The sequence below is a fragment of the Streptomyces varsoviensis genome, from assembly GCF_000718635.1.
GTDB classification, from domain to species: domain Bacteria; phylum Actinomycetota; class Actinomycetes; order Streptomycetales; family Streptomycetaceae; genus Streptomyces; species Streptomyces varsoviensis.
In genome coordinates, this window is record NZ_JOBF01000020.1 from 77,356 (window position 1) to 94,785 (window position 17,430).

Consider the following 17,430-nt stretch of genomic DNA (forward strand, 5'->3'; position numbering starts at 1 on the left):
GGGGTCCTTCCCGGACGGGCTCGGCCGCGCCACGGCCCGTAGCACCGCCGGCTCGTCGACCCCGCTCAGGTCCCCGCCGCCCATGGGCCCTGCCCTCCCCCGTCTCGTCTGTTCCTGGGCTTCTCGTACGTTCAGAACTGGGACCGCACCATGCTGGCGTCCACGCCCAGGGCCTCGGTGAGCACGCGGGCGCGTACCGCGCGCTGGCGGCCGGTGACGCGGTCGATGGCGACGGTGGAGCGGCCGGCGCCCGCCGCCTCCTCGCGCAGCCGCTCCAGCCGCTGGCCCGCCATGGCGAGCTGGTTGTGGGCCTTCCTGATGACCCATTCGCTCAGCGCCTCCCGCGACTGCCCGGCCATGGCGTCGAGCTGCGCCTCCAGGTCGTCGATGGTGTCGGCCAGGTCGAGCGCTTCCTTGGCGTCGGGGTTGACCAGTTGCAGCACCTCGCGCTCCACGGTGGGCCGCTCGGCCGGGGAGTTCCACAGGACGTGCGTCAGCACCGACAGGTCGCTCTCGCCGACCGCCGGGCGGCCGTCGAGGTAGGCGGACGCCTGGAGCAGCCGGACCGCCTGCCGCCAGCGGCGGTCGGAGGCGATGAGTTCCTTGCGGCGGAGGGCGGCCCGTAGCGCGCATACCGCGTCCACGATCGCGTCGGGGACCTCCACGGCGGGCACGCCATCGGCCACGGCCTGCCGCAACGCGGTGAGTTCGACGGTGGTCCGTACCGGGGCCGCCGGGCGGCTGACGGCGGAGCGGACCAGCGCCGCGAAGTTGGAGGGGTCCGCCAGGTAACCGACCTCGACGCGCACCAGCAGCCGGTCGTAGATCGCGGCGGAGTCCTCGCCGCTGGGCAGTTCGTTGCTGGCCGTGATGGCGCCGATCAGGGGGCAGCGGATCGGCTCGCCGCCGTTCTCGGGGTGGTAGATCCGCTCGTTGAGGTAGCCCAGCGTCTCGTTCAGCGCGGCCGTCGAGCACTTGAATATCTCGTCGATGAACGCGACGTGGGCGGTCGTGGCGCGGCCGTCGTAGACCTGGCGGTACTCGCCCCGGGCGAGGGCGGCGACGTCGATGGGGCCGAACATCCGGGTGGGCGCGGTGAACTTCGACAGCAGGATCTCCCAGTAGGACGCTCCCTCGATCCTGCTCGTCAGCTCGCGCGCCAGCTCGGACTTCGCGGTCCCGGGCGGGCCGAGCACCAGTGAGTGCTGCCCTGCCAGCAGCGTCACCACCAGCGTGCGCACCACGTCGGCCCGCTCGTAGAAGCGCTCCGACAGCTCGTCGCCGATCGCCCGCAGCCGCCTGGCCGTGTCCCCGTCCGCCGGGTTCGACGGGCCTTGCACGCGTGGCGCGCTCCGTACATCCGATATGGCCCGTAGGTCCGATGTGGTCTGTACGTTCGGCGTGGCCCGCGAGTGCTGCATGCCGAGCAAGATAACTCGGCTGCCGCGCCGACCGGGAACGCCCTCCGCCTCGGGCCCGGTCTCCCCGGGCGGAATCCGGGCCGGCCCTCCATCTCCCGGGAAATCAGCGTCCACAATTCGCTATTTGTTGCATCTGCACGTGCACGCGGCTGGAGAAGCGAAATCGGCTTGCCGTCTCTTCGCCTCGCACGAGTGAAATCCAGTGCGAGCGGACCGCCACGCCCCATTCCGGGGGTTCGACCGTATGTACCGCCAGGAGCGACGACGACCGCCTCCGCTCTTCCGGGTCCGAGGTGGCGAATGGGCGGGTTTTGACGCTACCTTCTGCATTGCCTGCGAGGGACTTTCCCGTGCCGTGGGCAGCGGGCTCGCGCAGATGGCCCCGGGAGGCGTCCGCCGCCGAAAGGACCCGATCATGGCCCGGCCGCCCTCCTCCTCGTCGCTGGAGTACGCCGCCTTCCACGAACTCCACCACGCTTCCTACCTCCGCTACGCCCGGCTGCGTACGGGCGACCAGGCCACCGCGGCCCGCGCCGTCGACGCCGCCTTCGCCCACCTGGCGTCGGCCTGGCCCGACGTGCTGCGCAGCGCCTGCCCGGCCGCGCTCGCCTGGCAGGTCCTGGGCCGTACGGTCGTCACGCACACCGACTGCCGCCGGCCGTCCGCGCTGTGCGAGATCTACCACCGGCTGGAGGACCGACAGGCGGACGTGGTGCTGCTCCGCCGTCACCTCGGGCTGTCCGGCGAAGCGGCGGCGGCGCTGATGGGCATCGACCCGTCCCTGCTGTACGCCCTGCTGCGCGTCGCCGAGCGGGCAGCGCCGCCTCCCGGGCCGTACGCCTGACCGTGCCCCTGGCCGTACCTCCGGCCGTACCTTCGGCCGTACCTTCGGCCGCACGCCCGGCCGCCCGGCGACGGCTTCTCCGCTCCCCCGTTCGGGGGCTGGCCGCTTCCCAACGCGCTGTCTAGCATGGCCAGTTCCAGCAATACTCGCATCTGCCGGCGACGCGTCGGGGGGCGGATGAACGATGAATCAGCGGGAGAAGAACATTTCTCACACCATCGATGTGCACACCCCCAGCGTGGCCCGGATGTACGACTGGCTGCTGGGCGGGATCGAAAACTACGCCTCCGACCGGGAAGCGTGCCAGGAGCTGCTGGAGATCGCGCCGAGCACCCAGGTCCTGGCCCGCAACAACCGCGCGTTCCTCCAGCGGGTGGTGCGCGTCCTGGTGGAGGACTACGGCATCCGCCAGTTCCTCGATCACGGCTCCGGGCTGCCGACGCAGGACAACGTCCACCAGATCGCCCAGCGCAGCGATCCCGGGTGCCGCGTGGTCTACGTCGACAACGACCCCATCGTGCTGGCCCATGGACGTACGACGCTTGAGGAGAACGACCGGACGGCCATCCTCAACGAGGACATGCGCAACACCGCGGCCATCTTCGACAGCGAGCCCGTCCGGCGGCTCATCGACCCGAACGAGCCGATGGCCGCGCTGTTCGTCTCCGTCCTGCACTGCCTGCGCGACACCGACGACGAGATGGACCCCGCCGCCGTGATCCGCCGGGTGGCCGAGCGCCTGCCGGCGGGCAGCTATATGGTCATCTGCCAGCTCGTCAGCGACGATCCGGCCGTACGGGACGGGGTCACCCATCTGATGGAGGTCGCCACCGGCGGCACGTGGGGGCGGGTGCGCGAGCAGCGCGAGGTACGGGCGTACTTCGGGGACATGCGGGTGCTGGAGCCGGGGCTGGTCGACGTCCTCGACTGGCGGCCCGACACGCCGGTCCTGCCCCCCGAGCAGCGGGCGGTCGACTGGGTGGAGTGGGGCGGCGTGGCCCAGTTGTGACCCGGGGGACCGGGCCCGGCGAATCGGCCCGGCGAATCGGCCCGGCGGATTGGCCCGGGGAGTTGGCCCAGCGGGGCGGTCCAGCGAGGGGCCCAGCGGGGCGGCCCCTCGCTGGACCGCCCCGCCGGGCGGGTCCGCTACCCGTCGGCGATCGCCGCGCGGTACCGCTCGATCGCCGCGTCCAGCAGTCGCAGGCTCTGCTTCCGGTCGGCGGCGGCGTTGGACAGTTCGAGCAGCACATGGCGGTACCGCTCCACCTCCGCCGGCTTGGTCACGTAGTTCGCGCTGTCGACCTGCTCGATGTAGACCAGTTCGGCCGGGCCGCCGTCCCCGAAGACCAGGTGGGTGACGGGGGTCGGGGGCGAGACGCTGGCGCCCCTGGCGAACTCGACGATGCGGATGTTGACGTTCTGCTCGCCCTCGGCGTACTCCGCCGCCAGTTCCCTGAGGTGGGTGAGCTGCTCCCACATCACCCTGGGGCCGCCGACCGGGCGCATCAGGATGCCCTCGTCCAGCAGGGCGATCACCTGCGGCCGGTTCTCGTGGTGCAGCAGGGCCTTGCGGCCCATCTTCAGCTCCAGGCGGCGGTCGACGACATCGGCCTCCGCCGCGGGCATGGCCGCCTCGACGAGAACTCGGGCGTAGGCGCGGGTCTGCAAGAGGCCCGGCACCACGTAGTTCTCGTAGGTGGAGATCTTCCGGGCGGCGCCCTCCAGGCCGATGAGCCGCTTGAGGAAGGAGGGCGTCACATCGGCGTACTGCTGCCACCACGCGTCGTCGTGCATCAGCCGTAACAGGGAGTCCAGTTCGCGCATCTTCTCGGGGTCGGCCCCGTAGTGCCGTGCCAGATCCTTGACGTCCCGCTCCCGGGGCGGGCTCTCCCCGCGCTCCAGCCGGCTTATCTTGGACACCGAGGCCCGGATGACCGGGGCGACTTCCCTGAGCGTCAGCCGCCGTTCGAGGCGCATCTGCCGCAGTTCCTCGCCCAGCAGCCGGGGCGCCGCCTCGCGCTTCGAACCGGGCAGGGCGTGCACGGACGCCATGGGAGCGTCCTGGTACTTACGGACAGCGGACATACGCCCCTCCTGTCGGCACGCGATGCTCGGCACTCGATGCTCGGCACTGGATGCGCGATGCCCGATGCTCGACCAGATGCCATTTTCCAGGCTGAGGGACGTATGTCCGCCGAATCAAGCCATGGCCGGGTACCAGTGTCCGGTCACTCGCCCAGGTGGTCGAACTCCGCGGCCTTGACCCCGGCGATGAACGCCGCGATCTCCTCGCGCGTGTATACCAGCGCGGGCCCGTGCGGGTCACGGGAGTTGCGCAGCGCCACCGCTCCACCAGGGAGGCCGGTGACTTCGACGCAATTCCCACCGCCGGTGCTCGCGGAACTCTTGATCCACACAGCGCCGGGAATCATGTCGGCGGGCATACCATTCTCGAATTCCATGCTGTGGCCTCTTCCTTCCGCGTTCGCCTCAACGGCCCGTTCGGCAGCGGGGCTTCACCCATGCCCCCGGCATGCCGCGCCCCGCGCGTGCGCCACTCCGAGAGCCGGACCGTAAGGGGCGGGAATCCCATATGCAATTGCATGATGGGCGGTACGTGAGAATGCTAGCCACTCCGCGCTCCCGCCGCTCCCCCTGAACGGGCGTGATTCCGGGCGTACTTGGCGAACACCGACATCCGCAGTACCGGCCGGGGACGCCCGCCGTACCGGCAGTGGCCGCCCCGGCCCGTGGGCAGCCTTCTGCCAGTTCGTCAGCCGATCAGCCGGTCATTCGGTCAATCGATCAATCGGTCAGCCGGTCACTCGGGCTTCGCGAGCAGCTCGTTGAGTTCCGCGTAGGTCAGGGCCCCGGTGAGTGAGTCGTAGCTCCCGCCGGTGAAGAGTTCTCGCGCGGCCCGCTGGGCGGTGGCGTAGGCGGCCAGGGTGACGCCCGAGCCGAGGCTGACGCGGGCCGCGCCGAGGGCGCCGAGTTCGGCGATGGCCGGGGCGCCGGGGCCGGCCAGGACGTTCAGCGGTACGGAGATGCCGTCGGCGAGGGCGGCGATGGTGTCGGCGTCGGTGACGCCGGGGACGAAGACGCCGTCCGCGCCCGCGTCGATGTACGTGCGTGCCCGCGCCAGGGTCTCCTCCAGCCGGGTCTCGGGGTCGCCGAGCCCGCGCAGGTAGGTGTCGACGCGAGCGTTGAGGAACAGGTCCGCCCCTGCCTGGTCGGCGGCCCGCCGGGCGGCGGCCAGCCGCGCCGCGAGTTCGCGCGGGGGCCGGGCGCCGTCCTCGATGTTGACGCCGACCGCGCCGGCCGCGAGCACCCCGGTGACGGTCTCGGCGACGTCGGCGGCGTCCTGCCCGAGACCCCCCTCGATGTCGGCGGTGACCGGTACCGCGACGGCGGCGGCGATCCGGGCGACCGCGTCCAGCGCCTGGTCACGGGTGAGGACGTCGCCGTCCGGGGACCCCAGCGACCAGGCGACGCCCGCGCTGGTGGTGGCGATGGCGGGCGCGCCCGCGGCCTCGATGACGCGGGCGCTCGCTACGTCCCAGGCGTTGGCGAGGGCGAGCGGCGCGGAGGGGGTGTGCAGGGAGCGGAAGAGTTCGGCGTTGTTCGGCCGCGAGGTGGTCATGGACGCAGTGAACACCGGCGGCCGCCCGCTTTCCAGCGGAAATCCGACCTGACCTCAGAGGGCGAGGTACATCACGTGCAGGCCGACCAGGCCGTGTTCGGGGTGGTCGAAGGCTTCGGGGACGGTGCCGATGATCTCGAAGCCGAGGGACTTCCACAGGCGCACGGCGGAGTCATTGGTCTCGACGACCGCGTTGAACTGGATGCCGCGGAAACCTTCCTCGCGGCTCCAGTCGACGACGTGCTCGCCGAGGGCGCGGCCGACGCCCTTGCTCCGGCGCGCGGGGTCGACGAGGAAGGAGGCGGTGGCGACGTGGGAGCCGCGGCCGGGGCGATTGGGGCCCATTTTGGCCGAGCCGAGGATCTCGCCCTCCTCGACGGCGACGACCGTGCGCCCCGGGGGCTGCTCCATCCACCAGGGGCGCGCTTCCTCAAGGGTCTGGGTCTCGGGGTACGCGTATGACGTGCCCTGGGACATGATCTGCGAGTAGAAGCGGTAGATGTGGGGCCAGTCGTCGTCGGTGGCTGTACGGATCTCCATTCGCCGCAGCATACGTGTACGAGCCGCCCGTATCATCACCTTTTCGCAGCGCGGGCCGGCGCGGGCCGACGTGCGGGTCCCGGACGTGAGTGAGTGCCGTTCCTCGGGCTGGCCTCGGGGAACGGCACTCGGGAGACGGCGGTCGTACGGGCGGGGCCGGGCGGGACGGCACCGTGCGATCCGCGGGCTTCGCCGATGGAGACGGCGGGGGAAGCGAGGCCCGGTGGTGCGGTGGGTGCGGACCGGCCGGCACCGGACGCGCCGCCGCTCGTGACGGTGGCCACCGGCTGCCATGGTGGAACCGTCACGTTCCGGTACGACACCGTCGCGCTGTGACGCCGTCGGGGCCGCCACTCCGCTGGCCGCCGGCTGGAGCGCCCTGACCGGCAGGCTTGCCTGGGGCGCCAGTGTCGTGGCCGTCGAAGCTCGCCGGGAGGGGAACTAGTTGCCGACGTTGACGTCGATGCAGGCGTAGAAGGCGTTGGACGTGTCCGCGATGTTCCAGACCGCGAGCACCTTCTGCTTGCCCTTCAGGCCGCCGAAGTTGACCTGGTGGGTGACCGTCTCGTTGGGCCGGTGCCCGCCGTCGTTGAACTCCGCTATCTTGCGGCCGCTCGCGAAGTACTGCCAGGTGCTGGTCGCGTGGCTGACCGTCAGCTTCCACTTGAAGGCCGTCGTGCTGCCCACGGGCGTGACCTTCCAGCCCTTGCTGTCATTGTCGAGTTCGGAGAAGCGCGCGTTGCCGCCGCTGCAGCTCTTCAGGCCCTTCGGCCCCTCGACGCTCTGGGGTTCCCACTTGATGGGGCCGCACTGCACGGTGCCCGCCGCGCACTGGGCCTGACGGCTCGGGGGCGAGGACACATAGCCGTGCGCGCTCGCCGGGCCGACCGGGAGGGCCACCACGAGGATCGGGGCGACGCCCGCGCCGATCCAGGCAGCCAGCTTTCGTTTCGAGTTCATGCCAACTCCTTCACGCGGCGGCGGTGTCGCTCCTCACGCACAGGACGGCCGGAAAGGCCGAAAGCGACGCCTCGGAACCGCGCTAGCCGATTGGTCTGTACCATACTCGTTGTCTGACCTCGGTCAATAGGTGGCGCAAACATAACCGCCGGTCGGCGCACCGCGCGTCGATCCCGCCCCCGCACCGCCATCCGGCCCTCCGCCCTCCCCCGCCACTCTTGCGCCGGACGTCCGGCCTGTAGTCCGCTGACTCCCATGAAGAAGAGGAGTGTTGCCACGCTGATCGCCGCCTTGGCCGTGGGCTCCGTTCTCGCGGGGATATCGGACGTGAGCGCGGGGGCCGCCGAGCCCGGCGACCACCGCCCCTCGCCCGTCGGCGCCGCCCCCGAGCTGGGGGTCGACCTCGACACGGTGACGATCCCGGAGCTGCAAGACCGTATGGCGGAGGGCGAACTGACCTCGTCGGCGCTGACCGACGCCTATCTGCGCCGGATCAAGGCCATCGATCCCACCATCCACGCCGTGCTGCGCACCGACCCGACGGCTCGACGCCAAGCGGCCGCCAGCGATGCCAGACACCGGCACGGGCACACCCGCGGCCCGCTCGACGGGATTCCCGTGCTGCTCAAGGACAACGTGGACACCCGTGATCTCCCGACCACGGCCGGATCGCTGGCCCTGGCCGAGAGGCCGCCGGACGCCGACGCCGCCCTGGTGACCCGGCTGCGCGACGCGGGGGCCGTCATCCTCGGCAAGACCAATCTCTCCGAGTGGGCGAACTTCCGCGCGGCGAAACCGACGTCAGGGTGGTCGGCGGTCGGCGGCCAGACCCACAACCCCTACGTACTGGACCGGAACCCCTGCGGTTCCTCCGCCGGCTCCGCCGCCGCACTCGCCGCCTCGCTGTCACAGGTCGCGATCGGCACCGAGACGGACGGCTCCATCGTGTGCCCGGCCGGGATGAACGGCGTCGTCGGACACAAGCCCAGCCTCGGGCCGGTCAGCGGAAAGGGCGTGGTGCCGATCTCCGCGGAGCAGGACACCGCCGGCCCCATGGCCCGTAACGTCACCGACGCCGCGCTCACGTTCGCGGTGCTCAGCGGAGACCGCGATGCCGCCCGCTCCGGGGCGCTCTCGGGCGACTTCACCCACCCGGGCGGGCTGCGCGGGAAGCGCATCGGGCTGTGGCGGCTGCCCTCGCTCGGAGCGGAGGTGGACGCCGTGATGACGCGCACGGCGCGGACCCTGCGCAACGCCGGAGCCGAGGTCGTCGAGGTGACGCCGCCGTACCAGAAGCGCATCGGCGAACTCGAATTCCCGGCGCTGCTCAGCGAATTCCACCGCGACATCGACGCCTACCTCGCCACCCGCGAGGGCGAGCGGACCCCGCGGAACCTCGCCGAGCTGATCGAGTTCAACCGGACCCATCCCGCGGAACAGACCTGCTTCGCCGGCCAGGAGCTGTTCGAGCAGTCCCTCGCCGCGCCGCCCACCACCGACCCCGAGTACCGCGCCATGCGCGCCGAACTGACGGACCTCGCCAAGCGCTCCATCGACGAGACCATGGCCGCTCACCGCCTCGACGCCATCGCCTCGCCCACGAACCCGCCCGCCTGGACGACCGACTGCGCACGGGGCGACAACGACATCATCCCCTCCTCGACCCCCGCGGCCGTCGCCGGCTACCCGTCGCTGTCGGTGCCCGCCGGGTCCGTGGGCGAGCTGCCGATCGGCCTGCTCCTGATGGCCGGCGACCACCAGGACCACCGGCTCCTGGCGCTGGGCGCCGCCGTGGAACACCGGCTGGACGCCTGGCGCGCGCCCCGCTATCTGCCGACCACGGGGACCACCGCCTCCCGGTGACCCGACGCGCCGTGAACGAGCGCTCCTGAGCACTTCCGCCTGAAGGCCGCCCGCAGCACGTCGGGCGGCCTTCCTCTGCTTTCCGAGCGGTGCGCTCGCTGTACGGGGCAAGTCCGCGCGTACGGGGCAAGTCCGCGCGTACGGGGTGGGTGTGCCGTACGAGGCCGGTGTGCCATACGGGATGGCGAATCTTTTGTGAGGCACCCGCAACCTCGCCTCGGCCCGCGCGTCGTTCCCTGACGAGGGACGACGCGCGAGGGCTCCACGAGCCCCGCCGGCCAGTCGTCCCAGCAGCACCCTCGGCACCATCAGCACTCATGGGAGAGTCATGCGCGGTACGAACGCCAGCCCAGGCAAGGGCACAGGCATGGAAACGGGCACAGGCGTGGACACGGGTATAGGCGCGGCGGGGGCCGCGAGTCCTGCGCCTGCCCCACTCCCCCGCACCCGCCGCGCCGCGGCCGGGCTGGCCGCCGCCGTCGCGCTCGCGGGGTTCCTCGCCCCCGCGGCCCAGGCCGCCCCGGCGGCGGATGCCGCGCGCCTCGCCCCGGTCTCCGGCCCCGGCTCCCCGGCCAAGGGGAAGGCGGCCGTGCACCAGGCGGCCACCACCGCCCAGGACGAGCAGCGCGTACGTGCGTACTGGACGCCGGAGCGGATCGCCGCCCTGTCCGCCCCGCTCTCGAAGAACCCTCCCCTCGACCGGGCCGACGGGGCCCGCTGGAAGGGCGACGGCGCCGTGACCACCACGGTGGGGCGGCTCTTCTTCACCGACCACGGCGAGGACGCGAGCTGTACGGCGACGCTGGTCAAGAGCGCGAACCACAGCACGCTCGCGACGGCCGCCCACTGCCTCAACAACACCGACCTGCTGGGCGACCACGACGAGTGGCAGAGCAACCTCCTGTTCGTCCCCGGTTTCCGGGACGGGCGCGCCCCGCTGGGCCGCTTCGTGGTCCGGCAGGCCGTGCTCAACTCCATCTGGCTGGAGAACGACCAGATGGACTCGCGTACGTACGACGCGCACGACCAGGGGTTCGCCGTGGTCGGCCGGAACGAGCGCGGGAAGACCGTCGAAGAGGCGGCGGGCGCGGCCCAGGACATCGCCTTCGACGCTCCCGGGAACCGTGCGGCCTACGAGTTCGGCTACCCCCGCGCGGCCTCGGACGACGCCCGCGAGGGCCTGCCGGAGTACACCGGCAGGGAGCTGGCCTACTGCCAGGGGACCCCGCGGGAATACCCGGGCACCGAGGAGGCCCCCGAGCCGGCGGGCCAGTGGGGCGTGCCGTGCGTCATGGGCGGGGGCGCGAGCGGCGGCCCGCGCCTCAGCGGCTTCTCGTCCGGTACGGGCCTCGGCACCGTCGTCGGCGTCGATACGCAGTCGGGCCGGATGGACTCCACCGGCGCGGTGTGCGGCGACGAGTACGACGCGAAGTGTCTGCGGCATCTGGTCGGAACGCAATTCACCGCCGCTCTCACCAAGCCGCTCTTCGACAATGCCCAGCACCTGAGCTGACGCGCCGCCCGAACCCCGCCCCCTCCTCTTCGCTGAACGGACACTTTCGATGAACGGTCACTTGACGGACTCGCAGCGGAACGCGCACCCCCTGCCCCCGCGGAACCCCCGCGGTTCCTCCCGCCGCGCCAAACGCCCAACGGCCCGGGTGGCCCTGGCGTGCGCCCTCGCTCCGTCCGTACTGGCCCCCGCCCTGCTCGCCCCGTTCGTATGCGCCTCACCCGCCCACGCCGCCGCTCCGAAATCGTCCGGGTCCGCCGGCGGCGCGGTGCTCGAAGCCCGCTACAACCTCGGTGACCAGGCGTTCCACCCCCCGGCCTCGCTCGGCTACCAGGGCGACGGCGAACTGGCGGCCACCGTCTACTACCCGGCGGCTCTCGGCGATGGCCGGCACCCCGTCGTCCTCATGCAGCACGGCTCGTGGGAGACCTGCGCCGACGCCTCGGCCGCCGCCGACCGCGCCCGTGCGGAGAAGGCGCGCGACCAGGCGCGCGAGCGCGGCGACAAGGCCGAGGAAGCACGCCAGGACGCGCTGGTGGAAAAGGCGTCGGACAAGCTGTGGGCCTGGCCCTGCGCCCCGGGGATCAAGGAGATCCCCAGCCGCGAGGGGTACGACTACCTCGGGCGCGCGCTCGCCGCCAAGGGCTTCGTGGTCGTCTCAGTCGGCGCCAACGGCATCAACGCCACGGCCGGCGGGCAGGCCGACACGGTCTACCAGGCCCGCGCCGCCCTGATCGACGAGCACCTGCGGCTCTGGCAGCGCCTCGTCCGCTCGGGCGACGGGCCGCTGCGCGGGGCTTTGAAGGCAGCGAAGACCGGGGCCCCGGTCACGACGAGCTTCCGCGACCGGCTCGACATGGGCCGGGTCGGGCTGCTCGGCCACTCCATGGGCGGCGGCGGAGTGATGCAGGAGATCGCCGACGACCACCGCTCCGCCTGGCCCGAGGGCGTGGACATCAAGGCCGCGTTCGCCCTCGCCCCCACGGCCACCTGGGACAACGAGCCGGTGACCCGGACCCCCTTCGCCGTCATGTGGGGCACCTGCGACGAGGTCAACACCGGTTCCTTCTTCGAACAGAACCGGGCCGCCGCGCGCGTACCCGTCTACAAGTACACGCTGACCGGCGGCAACCACGCCTTCTACAACCGCCAGTGGTCGCCGAGCAGCGGCCAGGTGGCCTCGCGTGACGACGCCATGCCGGGCGCGCGGCCCGGCACCTGCCTCTCCCAGTTCCCGGACCGGGACCAGCCGCAGCGCGAGCAGCCGCGGCTGGCGGAGGGCGAGCAGCGGCTGCTGACCACCAACCGTGTGACGGCGTTCTTCGAACGGTTCCTGGAGAACAGGACCGACCGCGACGCCTATCTGAGCGGCGCGCGGCCGTTCCCGGGCGAGCCGAAGAAAACCGTCACGACGGCGTTCACGACGGGAACGACGGGAACGACGGGAACGACGGGGAAGGCAAGTACGGCTGCGGGTACGGCAGGTACCGCAGCCGGTACGGCAGGTACGGCTGCGAGCGAGGCCGAGCAGCGGTAGTGCGGGGCGGGCGGGCCGAACCGGGCCGCTACTGCCGGGTCAGGTAGTGGAACAGCCCGTCGGAGGTGACGCCCTCGGAGCGGAAGCCGCACTGCTTGAGCAGCCGTTCGGCCTGCTCCATGGTGTAGAGGCGGTACTCGCAGCGCTGGTGCGCCACGGTCTCCTCGCCCGCTCCGCCCTGCCTGTTCCCGGCCGCTCGTCTGACGTAGTAGTCCTTGGTGAAGGTGTTGTCGGGCGCCAGGCGGATCTTCTGGGAGTAGACCAGCCCGCCTGGCAGGGGGCGTTCGTGGTCGCGGTGCGGCCCTTGGGTCGCCAGGGCCAGGAGGCCGTCTGGCTTCAGGGCCGCGTGCACCCTGCTGAGCGCGGTGATGTTGTCGTCTTCCTCCAAAAGGTGGCTGGCGAGGACGGGCTCGTCGCTGTCGATGCCGTCGCCCCCGTCGCCGTCGTCGTGGATGAAGTACCAGACGCCGCCGACCGAGTACGCCGCGTCGAAGCGCGACGGGAGGGTCAGGTGGCGGAGGTCCGCCTGTACGAACTCCGCGCGCCCGCCCAGCCGTCTGCGTGCCTGGTCGAGCATGCTCTCCGTATGGTCGACGCCGGTGATCTCCAGACCGGTCGGCGCCAGGTCCAGAAGCTTCTCGCAGACGAGCCCCGTGCCCGCGCCGATCTCCAGGAGCCGCCGGCGGTCGCCGATGAGACCGAGCAGCGTACGGGCGTAGGCGTCGTAGTCGTAGTAGCCGGACGTCATGATCAGGTCGTAGTGGGTTGAGAGCCCCTCGTAGGAATCGCTCACGGGCGGACTCTAATGACGCGGGTATGAAGCCGACAGGGCCCTTTTGAGCCGTGCGGCCTCCTGGGGCGCGTGGTGCGGGCGACGGCGCGATTCGGCCGTGGCCGGGGCCCAGATCGGCCGACCCGGCACACTCCCCGCCGCCCCAATACCGCCTCGGCTGCCGCTCGCTCCCCGGTCGGCCGCCGCCGTACGCAGTGGCGGCCGACCGGGGGCCCGGCTAATGCACGCAGTATTCGTTGCCCTCCGGGTCCGTCATGATCACCCATTCGCCGGACGGCTCCCTGACGTGCCGCTGGACCTCGGCTCCGAGCGCCTGGTGGCGCCGTACCTCTGTCTGCAGCTCGCCCGCGGGGCTGTGCAGGTCTATGTGCAGGCGGTTCTTGCCCGTCTTCGCCTCCTCCGGCGGCACGCGGTTGAAGAGGATTCGGCGTCCGGCGCCCACGCCGCTCTTCGCGTCGTACGGGTCGTCGGGGTGGCGCACCGCCGCCGCGTCCCGCCAGGCGCGCCGTCCGTGATGGTCGGTGACGATGCCGGGCGGGACGGCCCCGAGGTCGAGGAGTTCCGTGATGAGAACACTGTGGTCCTCGACCTCGTAGCCGAGCGCGGCCGCCCAGAAGTCGGCCTGGGCGTGCGGGCCGTGGGCGTCGATGACGAGTTTCCAGTGCAGAGGCGTCGCGGTCATGGTCACCACTTATAGCCCCGGGCACTGACAACGACGCTCCGGCTTGGCGCGGTCAGCGGGCGCCGTTCAAGTTCAACGGGTGTCGTTCAGTCCAAGAGGCCGCTGATTTCTTCGTGGAGTCCTCGGGCTCCTCGGGGCAGGTGGAGGGGCCAGCGGTCGGCCGCCTCGGCGGCCAGGTCACGGCTCCAGCGCCAGCTTTCGCGCGCCGCCGTCCGTACGTCCTCGTGGCGGGCCGCCGCTGTGGTGGAGGTGTAGCGGTCGCGGTCGGCGGCGGGCAGGTCGCGTTCGAGGGCGCGGCTGGGGGTGAGCCAGTGAGCCGTGCTGTCGCGCAGGAGGCGGCAGAGCTGGAGCTGCTGGGGTGCGACGACGGCGTGCAGGAGGTTGTGGGCGCGGGCGGTCTCGCCGCGGGCCAGGACATGGGCGAGCATGAGCGTCCAGTTGGTCAGCTCGTCGATGAGCTGCCGGGCGGTCGCCGCGGGCTCGGGCGGGCGGAACTCCGCCAGTCGCCGGGCCGCGCGGGTCAGCCGTCCGGTGCGGTCGAGCAGGACGGCGTCGTCCGGGCGGGGCAGGTGCACCATCCCCTGCCAGGTGGGCACCTCGTCGATGCCGGTGCCCGCCGCCGTGAGGTGGAACTCGCCGCGCATCAGATCGTCGAAGACCACGGCGAGGATGCCGTACATGTTGGTGTACGCGAGCTTGAGCGGCGCGAGCTGTTCGAGGAAGGCGGGGCCGTCGAAGTCGGCGAGGCGGTCGTCCTGGATGTAGAGATACGCCTCGATGTCGGAGTGGGCATCGGCCTCCCCGAGGGTCCACGAGCCGTAGAGGAGGACGCCCTCCAGGCGGGGCTCGGCTTGGGCGAGGCGCCGCAGGCGGTCGATGCGGTCGTCCAGGGCGGGGCTGGGGCTGAGGGAACGCGTGTGCATGATGGGGTGACTTCTCCTGAAGTGGGCGTGCGAGCGCACGCTGACGAGGCCCGTCGGCTGGCGGGCGGAGGTCCGGGGACTGGCGCGGCGGCCGGTCCGTTCAGGAGAAGTTGCACATGATCGAGAGCATAGACGGCGCCGTCGGCCGACGGACAGCCGGGCCGCCGGGCCCGTCGGCCCCGATGGGAGGCCGCCGGGGCCCGGCGGCAGGCGGGCCTGCTCGACCGCGGGCGGATTCGCCCGGCGGAGCAAAGCCGGACGGCAGGCCGGACGTCAGCTCGGGCGCGGTTCGCCGCGGTAGGTGCCGAAGGCCCACTTGTTGCCCTCGGGGTCGGCGATGGCGAATTCCCGGCTGCCGTACGGCTGGTCCTCCAGTTCCCGGATGATCTGTACGCCCGCCTCGCTGAGCCGGGCGTACAGCTCGTCCACATGGTCGGTGACGACGTACGCGCCGAAGGTGCCCGGGCGCACGCACCATTCGCCGTCGGGGTCGAAGGAGCCGAGCATCACGGCTCCGCCCTCGGGCCAGTCCAGTTGGGCGTGGGCGACGCGGCCGCCGTCCTCGTACACGGCCGTCCGCAGGAAGCCGACCGTCTCGACGAGGAAGTCGATGAGGGCGGGAGCGTCATCGGCCTTGAGGGTCGGGAAGATCTCGGGGGTACGGGCCGGGGCCGGGGTGTGCTGGGTGGTCCGGGCGTGCTGCGTGGTCTGTGTTTCCGTGGTGTTCATGGGTTCAGCCTCCGCCGTTGAGGTGGCCCCCGGCTTGGATATTCCGGCACTCTTCGGCCAGCCACGCGCTGGGGCTGACGCCCGTGTACTGGTGGAAGTCGCGGACGAGGTGCGAATGGTCGTAGTACCCGCAGGCCGCCGCCGTACGGGCCAGGTCGGGGGCGGCGCCCGCGGCGGTCGCGCGGGCGAGCACCGCCTTGACGTGGTCGAAGCGCATCAGGCGGGCCGCCTGTTTGGGCGTCGCGCCGGTCTCGGCGCGGAAGAGGGTGCTCAGCCGGCGTTCGCTCAGGGCGACGTGCGCGGCGAGACCGCGCAGCGTGCCCGCGCCGCGGTGCCGGGCCAGCCACGCCCATGCCTCGGCGACCTCGGGGCGCGGCCGCGGCCGGTCGCCATGGGCGGCGAGCCGCTTCTCCAGATAGCCGCCGAGGGCGGCGAAGCGGGCCTCCCAGCTCGGCGCCTCGATCAGCGCGGAGCGCAGGTCGGCGGCGCGCCGGCCGAGTACGTCGGTGCCGGCCGTGACGAGTTGTCCGGTCAGTTCGGCGGCGGGGAGCCCGAGGAGGGCGCGGGCCGCGAGCGGGTGCACGGCCAGTTGGATGCCGGTTTCCAGCTCGGGCTGTACGACGTAGGCGGGGCTGTGGTGCAGGCCGCCCACGACGATGTCCGTGCTGATGGCATCGGCGCCCCTGGCCTGGTCCGGGGTGAGGCCGCTGGTGACGGGCCCGCCCAGGGAGAAGATCAGGGTGAGGTAGGGGGACGGCAGCCCGCGGTGGAGCGGGCGGGCCCCCGCCTGACCTGGCCTTACGGCGTGGTAGCCGACCGCGGAGACGACGCCTCCCGGAAGCCGGCCGGCTCTCACGAACTCTTGCTCCGGTTCCACGGTCCCAGTATGCGCTCCGGCTTTTATCGATACGAATAAGCACTTATCGCCCCTGCCCGCACCGCGTCACCCCGTTCGCCCGCATCGGCGCTGGTGCCCGCGTCGGCGCTGCTGCCGGGATCGGCGCGGGCGGGGCTGGGCGCGGGCGGCTGGGCGCGGTATGGGCTCGGCGCCGTACGGGCTCCTGCGAGCGGGGCTCAGGCTCAAGTAGTGCGGCGGCTCAAGTAGTACGGCGCAGCCAGTCCGCGAAGCGGGTTTCGGCCAGCCGGGCGCGGCCCTCCTCGGGAACGAGGCTGCGTTCCGCCAGTTCGGAGCCGTAGTAGCGGGCGTGCGGGTCGGCGACGACCGGACGCGGGTCGTGCCACGCGCGCAGGGCCTCGGCGACGAGTTCGTCGAAGCGGAACCGCTCGGGCCCGGCCACCTCGGCGGTGCCCTTCAGCGGGGGCTCCACGGCGGCCCGGGCCACCGCTTCGGCGACGTCCTCGGCGGCCATGGGCTGGAAGAGGACGGGCGGCACGCGCACGGTGTCGCCGCTCGTGGCGGCGTCGGCGATGCCCTTGACGAACTCGAAGAACTGCGTCGCCCGGATGATCGTGTAGGGGGTCTGTTCCTGTTTGATCAATTGTTCCTGGGCCAATTTCGCGCGGAAGTAGCCGTTGTCCGGCAGTCCCTCGATGCCGACGATCGACAGCGCCAGGTGGTGCGCCACGCCCTCCGCGGCCTCGAAGGCCAGCAGGTTGCGGGTGGAGGTGGCGAAGAAGTCCAGCACCGCCGATGCTTCGAAGGACGGCGAATTGGACACGTCCACGACCACCTGGGCTCCGGGCAGCACATCGGCGAGGCCCGCGCCGGTGAGGGTGTCGACGCCCGTACTGGGTGCGGCGGGCACCGCCTCGTGCCCGAGGTCGCCGAGTTTGCCGCACACCTTGCCGCCGATGAGGCCGGTGCCTCCGATGACCACGATCTTCACGTCGCGTGCTCCTTTGCTCGCGAGGCGCCGCCCGGGAGGGTCCCATTGTTCAGAGCCGCGGTGCGCTCGGTGAGCGCCGTTTCCGGACACTTCCGCGGCGGCGCGCCCGGAGAGGCGGCGTAGTCCCCGCCTCGACAG

17 protein-coding genes are annotated in these 17,430 nt (G+C 71.9%); 5 read left to right on the top strand and 12 right to left on the bottom strand.

Going from position 1 to position 17,430, the window contains the following annotated elements; translation table 11 throughout:
- Positions 1–131: 131 nt before the first annotated feature.
- Positions 132–1,340 carry an AAA family ATPase gene (locus tag IF55_RS25910; RefSeq protein ID WP_030885349.1) on the bottom strand — a complete coding sequence of 403 codons (1,209 nt, stop codon included), beginning with the start codon at positions 1,338–1,340 and terminating at the stop codon, positions 132–134.
- 496 nt (positions 1,341–1,836) lie between these two features.
- Between IF55_RS25910 and IF55_RS25915 the strand changes: the two genes are divergently transcribed.
- Positions 1,837–2,265 carry a hypothetical protein gene (locus tag IF55_RS25915; protein WP_157854422.1) on the top strand — a complete coding sequence of 143 codons (429 nt, stop codon included), beginning with the start codon at positions 1,837–1,839 and terminating at the stop codon, positions 2,263–2,265.
- Between the two features lie 184 nt (positions 2,266–2,449).
- Positions 2,450–3,274 carry an SAM-dependent methyltransferase gene (locus tag IF55_RS25920; RefSeq protein ID WP_030885355.1) on the top strand — a complete coding sequence of 275 codons (825 nt, stop codon included), beginning with the start codon at positions 2,450–2,452 and terminating at the stop codon, positions 3,272–3,274.
- A 137-nt stretch (positions 3,275–3,411) separates the two neighbouring features.
- On the opposite strand, the gene IF55_RS25925 is transcribed toward IF55_RS25920, so the two are convergent.
- The 5 genes from IF55_RS25925 to IF55_RS25945 form a co-directional block, all read right to left on the bottom strand.
- A complete protein-coding gene (locus tag IF55_RS25925; protein ID WP_030885368.1) occupies positions 3,412–4,350 on the bottom strand; it encodes a helix-turn-helix domain-containing protein in 939 nt (312 codons plus the stop codon).
- 143 nt (positions 4,351–4,493) lie between these two features.
- Entirely contained in the window at positions 4,494–4,727 is a 234-nt protein-coding gene (locus IF55_RS25930; protein ID WP_030885373.1) for a DUF397 domain-containing protein, read from the bottom strand.
- Positions 4,728–5,086: 359 nt separating this feature from the next.
- Entirely contained in the window at positions 5,087–5,905 is an 819-nt protein-coding gene (locus IF55_RS25935; protein WP_030885377.1) for an isocitrate lyase/PEP mutase family protein, read from the bottom strand.
- 54 nt (positions 5,906–5,959) lie between these two features.
- Positions 5,960–6,445, bottom strand: a complete 486-nt coding sequence (locus tag IF55_RS25940) for a GNAT family N-acetyltransferase (protein ID WP_030885389.1) — start codon at positions 6,443–6,445, stop codon at positions 5,960–5,962.
- 441 nt (positions 6,446–6,886) lie between these two features.
- Positions 6,887–7,405 (bottom strand): lytic polysaccharide monooxygenase auxiliary activity family 9 protein, encoded by a 519-nt coding sequence (locus IF55_RS25945; RefSeq protein WP_030885392.1) that lies wholly within the window; start codon positions 7,403–7,405, stop codon positions 6,887–6,889.
- Positions 7,406–7,660: 255 nt separating this feature from the next.
- Here IF55_RS25945 and IF55_RS25950 point away from each other — a divergent pair, with 255 nt between their 5' ends.
- The 3 genes from IF55_RS25950 (at position 7,661) to IF55_RS40150 (ending at position 12,318) form a co-directional block, all read left to right on the top strand.
- The gene (locus tag IF55_RS25950) at positions 7,661–9,268 is read left to right on the top strand and encodes an amidase (RefSeq protein ID WP_030885395.1); all 1,608 of its coding nucleotides are present in this window, start codon (positions 7,661–7,663) and stop codon (positions 9,266–9,268) included.
- 367 nt (positions 9,269–9,635) lie between these two features.
- Positions 9,636–10,781, top strand: coding sequence for a trypsin-like serine peptidase (locus IF55_RS25955; protein WP_157854424.1), 1,146 nt, complete (start codon positions 9,636–9,638; stop codon positions 10,779–10,781).
- Between the two features lie 49 nt (positions 10,782–10,830).
- Complete coding sequence (locus tag IF55_RS40150; protein ID WP_157854426.1) at positions 10,831–12,318, top strand: alpha/beta hydrolase; 1,488 nt, start codon at positions 10,831–10,833, stop codon at positions 12,316–12,318.
- A 28-nt stretch (positions 12,319–12,346) separates the two neighbouring features.
- Here the strand turns inward: IF55_RS40150 and IF55_RS25965 are convergent, their stop codons facing one another.
- The 6 genes from IF55_RS25965 to IF55_RS25990 form a co-directional block, all read right to left on the bottom strand.
- Positions 12,347–13,111 (bottom strand): class I SAM-dependent methyltransferase, encoded by a 765-nt coding sequence (locus tag IF55_RS25965; RefSeq protein WP_030885402.1) that lies wholly within the window; start codon positions 13,109–13,111, stop codon positions 12,347–12,349.
- A 217-nt stretch (positions 13,112–13,328) separates the two neighbouring features.
- On the bottom strand, positions 13,329–13,793 hold the full coding sequence (locus tag IF55_RS25970) for a VOC family protein (protein ID WP_030885404.1): 465 nt from the start codon (positions 13,791–13,793) through the stop codon (positions 13,329–13,331).
- 86 nt (positions 13,794–13,879) lie between these two features.
- A complete protein-coding gene (locus IF55_RS25975) occupies positions 13,880–14,716 on the bottom strand; it encodes a hypothetical protein (protein WP_030885407.1) in 837 nt (278 codons plus the stop codon).
- 273 nt (positions 14,717–14,989) lie between these two features.
- Positions 14,990–15,445: a VOC family protein gene (locus IF55_RS25980; protein WP_030885410.1), complete on the bottom strand. Its 456-nt coding sequence runs from the start codon at positions 15,443–15,445 to the stop codon at positions 14,990–14,992.
- Between the two features lie 4 nt (positions 15,446–15,449).
- Positions 15,450–16,322 carry a helix-turn-helix domain-containing protein gene (locus IF55_RS25985; RefSeq protein WP_030885413.1) on the bottom strand — a complete coding sequence of 291 codons (873 nt, stop codon included), beginning with the start codon at positions 16,320–16,322 and terminating at the stop codon, positions 15,450–15,452.
- A 220-nt stretch (positions 16,323–16,542) separates the two neighbouring features.
- Positions 16,543–17,292 carry an SDR family oxidoreductase gene (locus IF55_RS25990; RefSeq protein WP_030885417.1) on the bottom strand — a complete coding sequence of 250 codons (750 nt, stop codon included), beginning with the start codon at positions 17,290–17,292 and terminating at the stop codon, positions 16,543–16,545.
- Positions 17,293–17,430 lie beyond the last annotated feature (138 nt).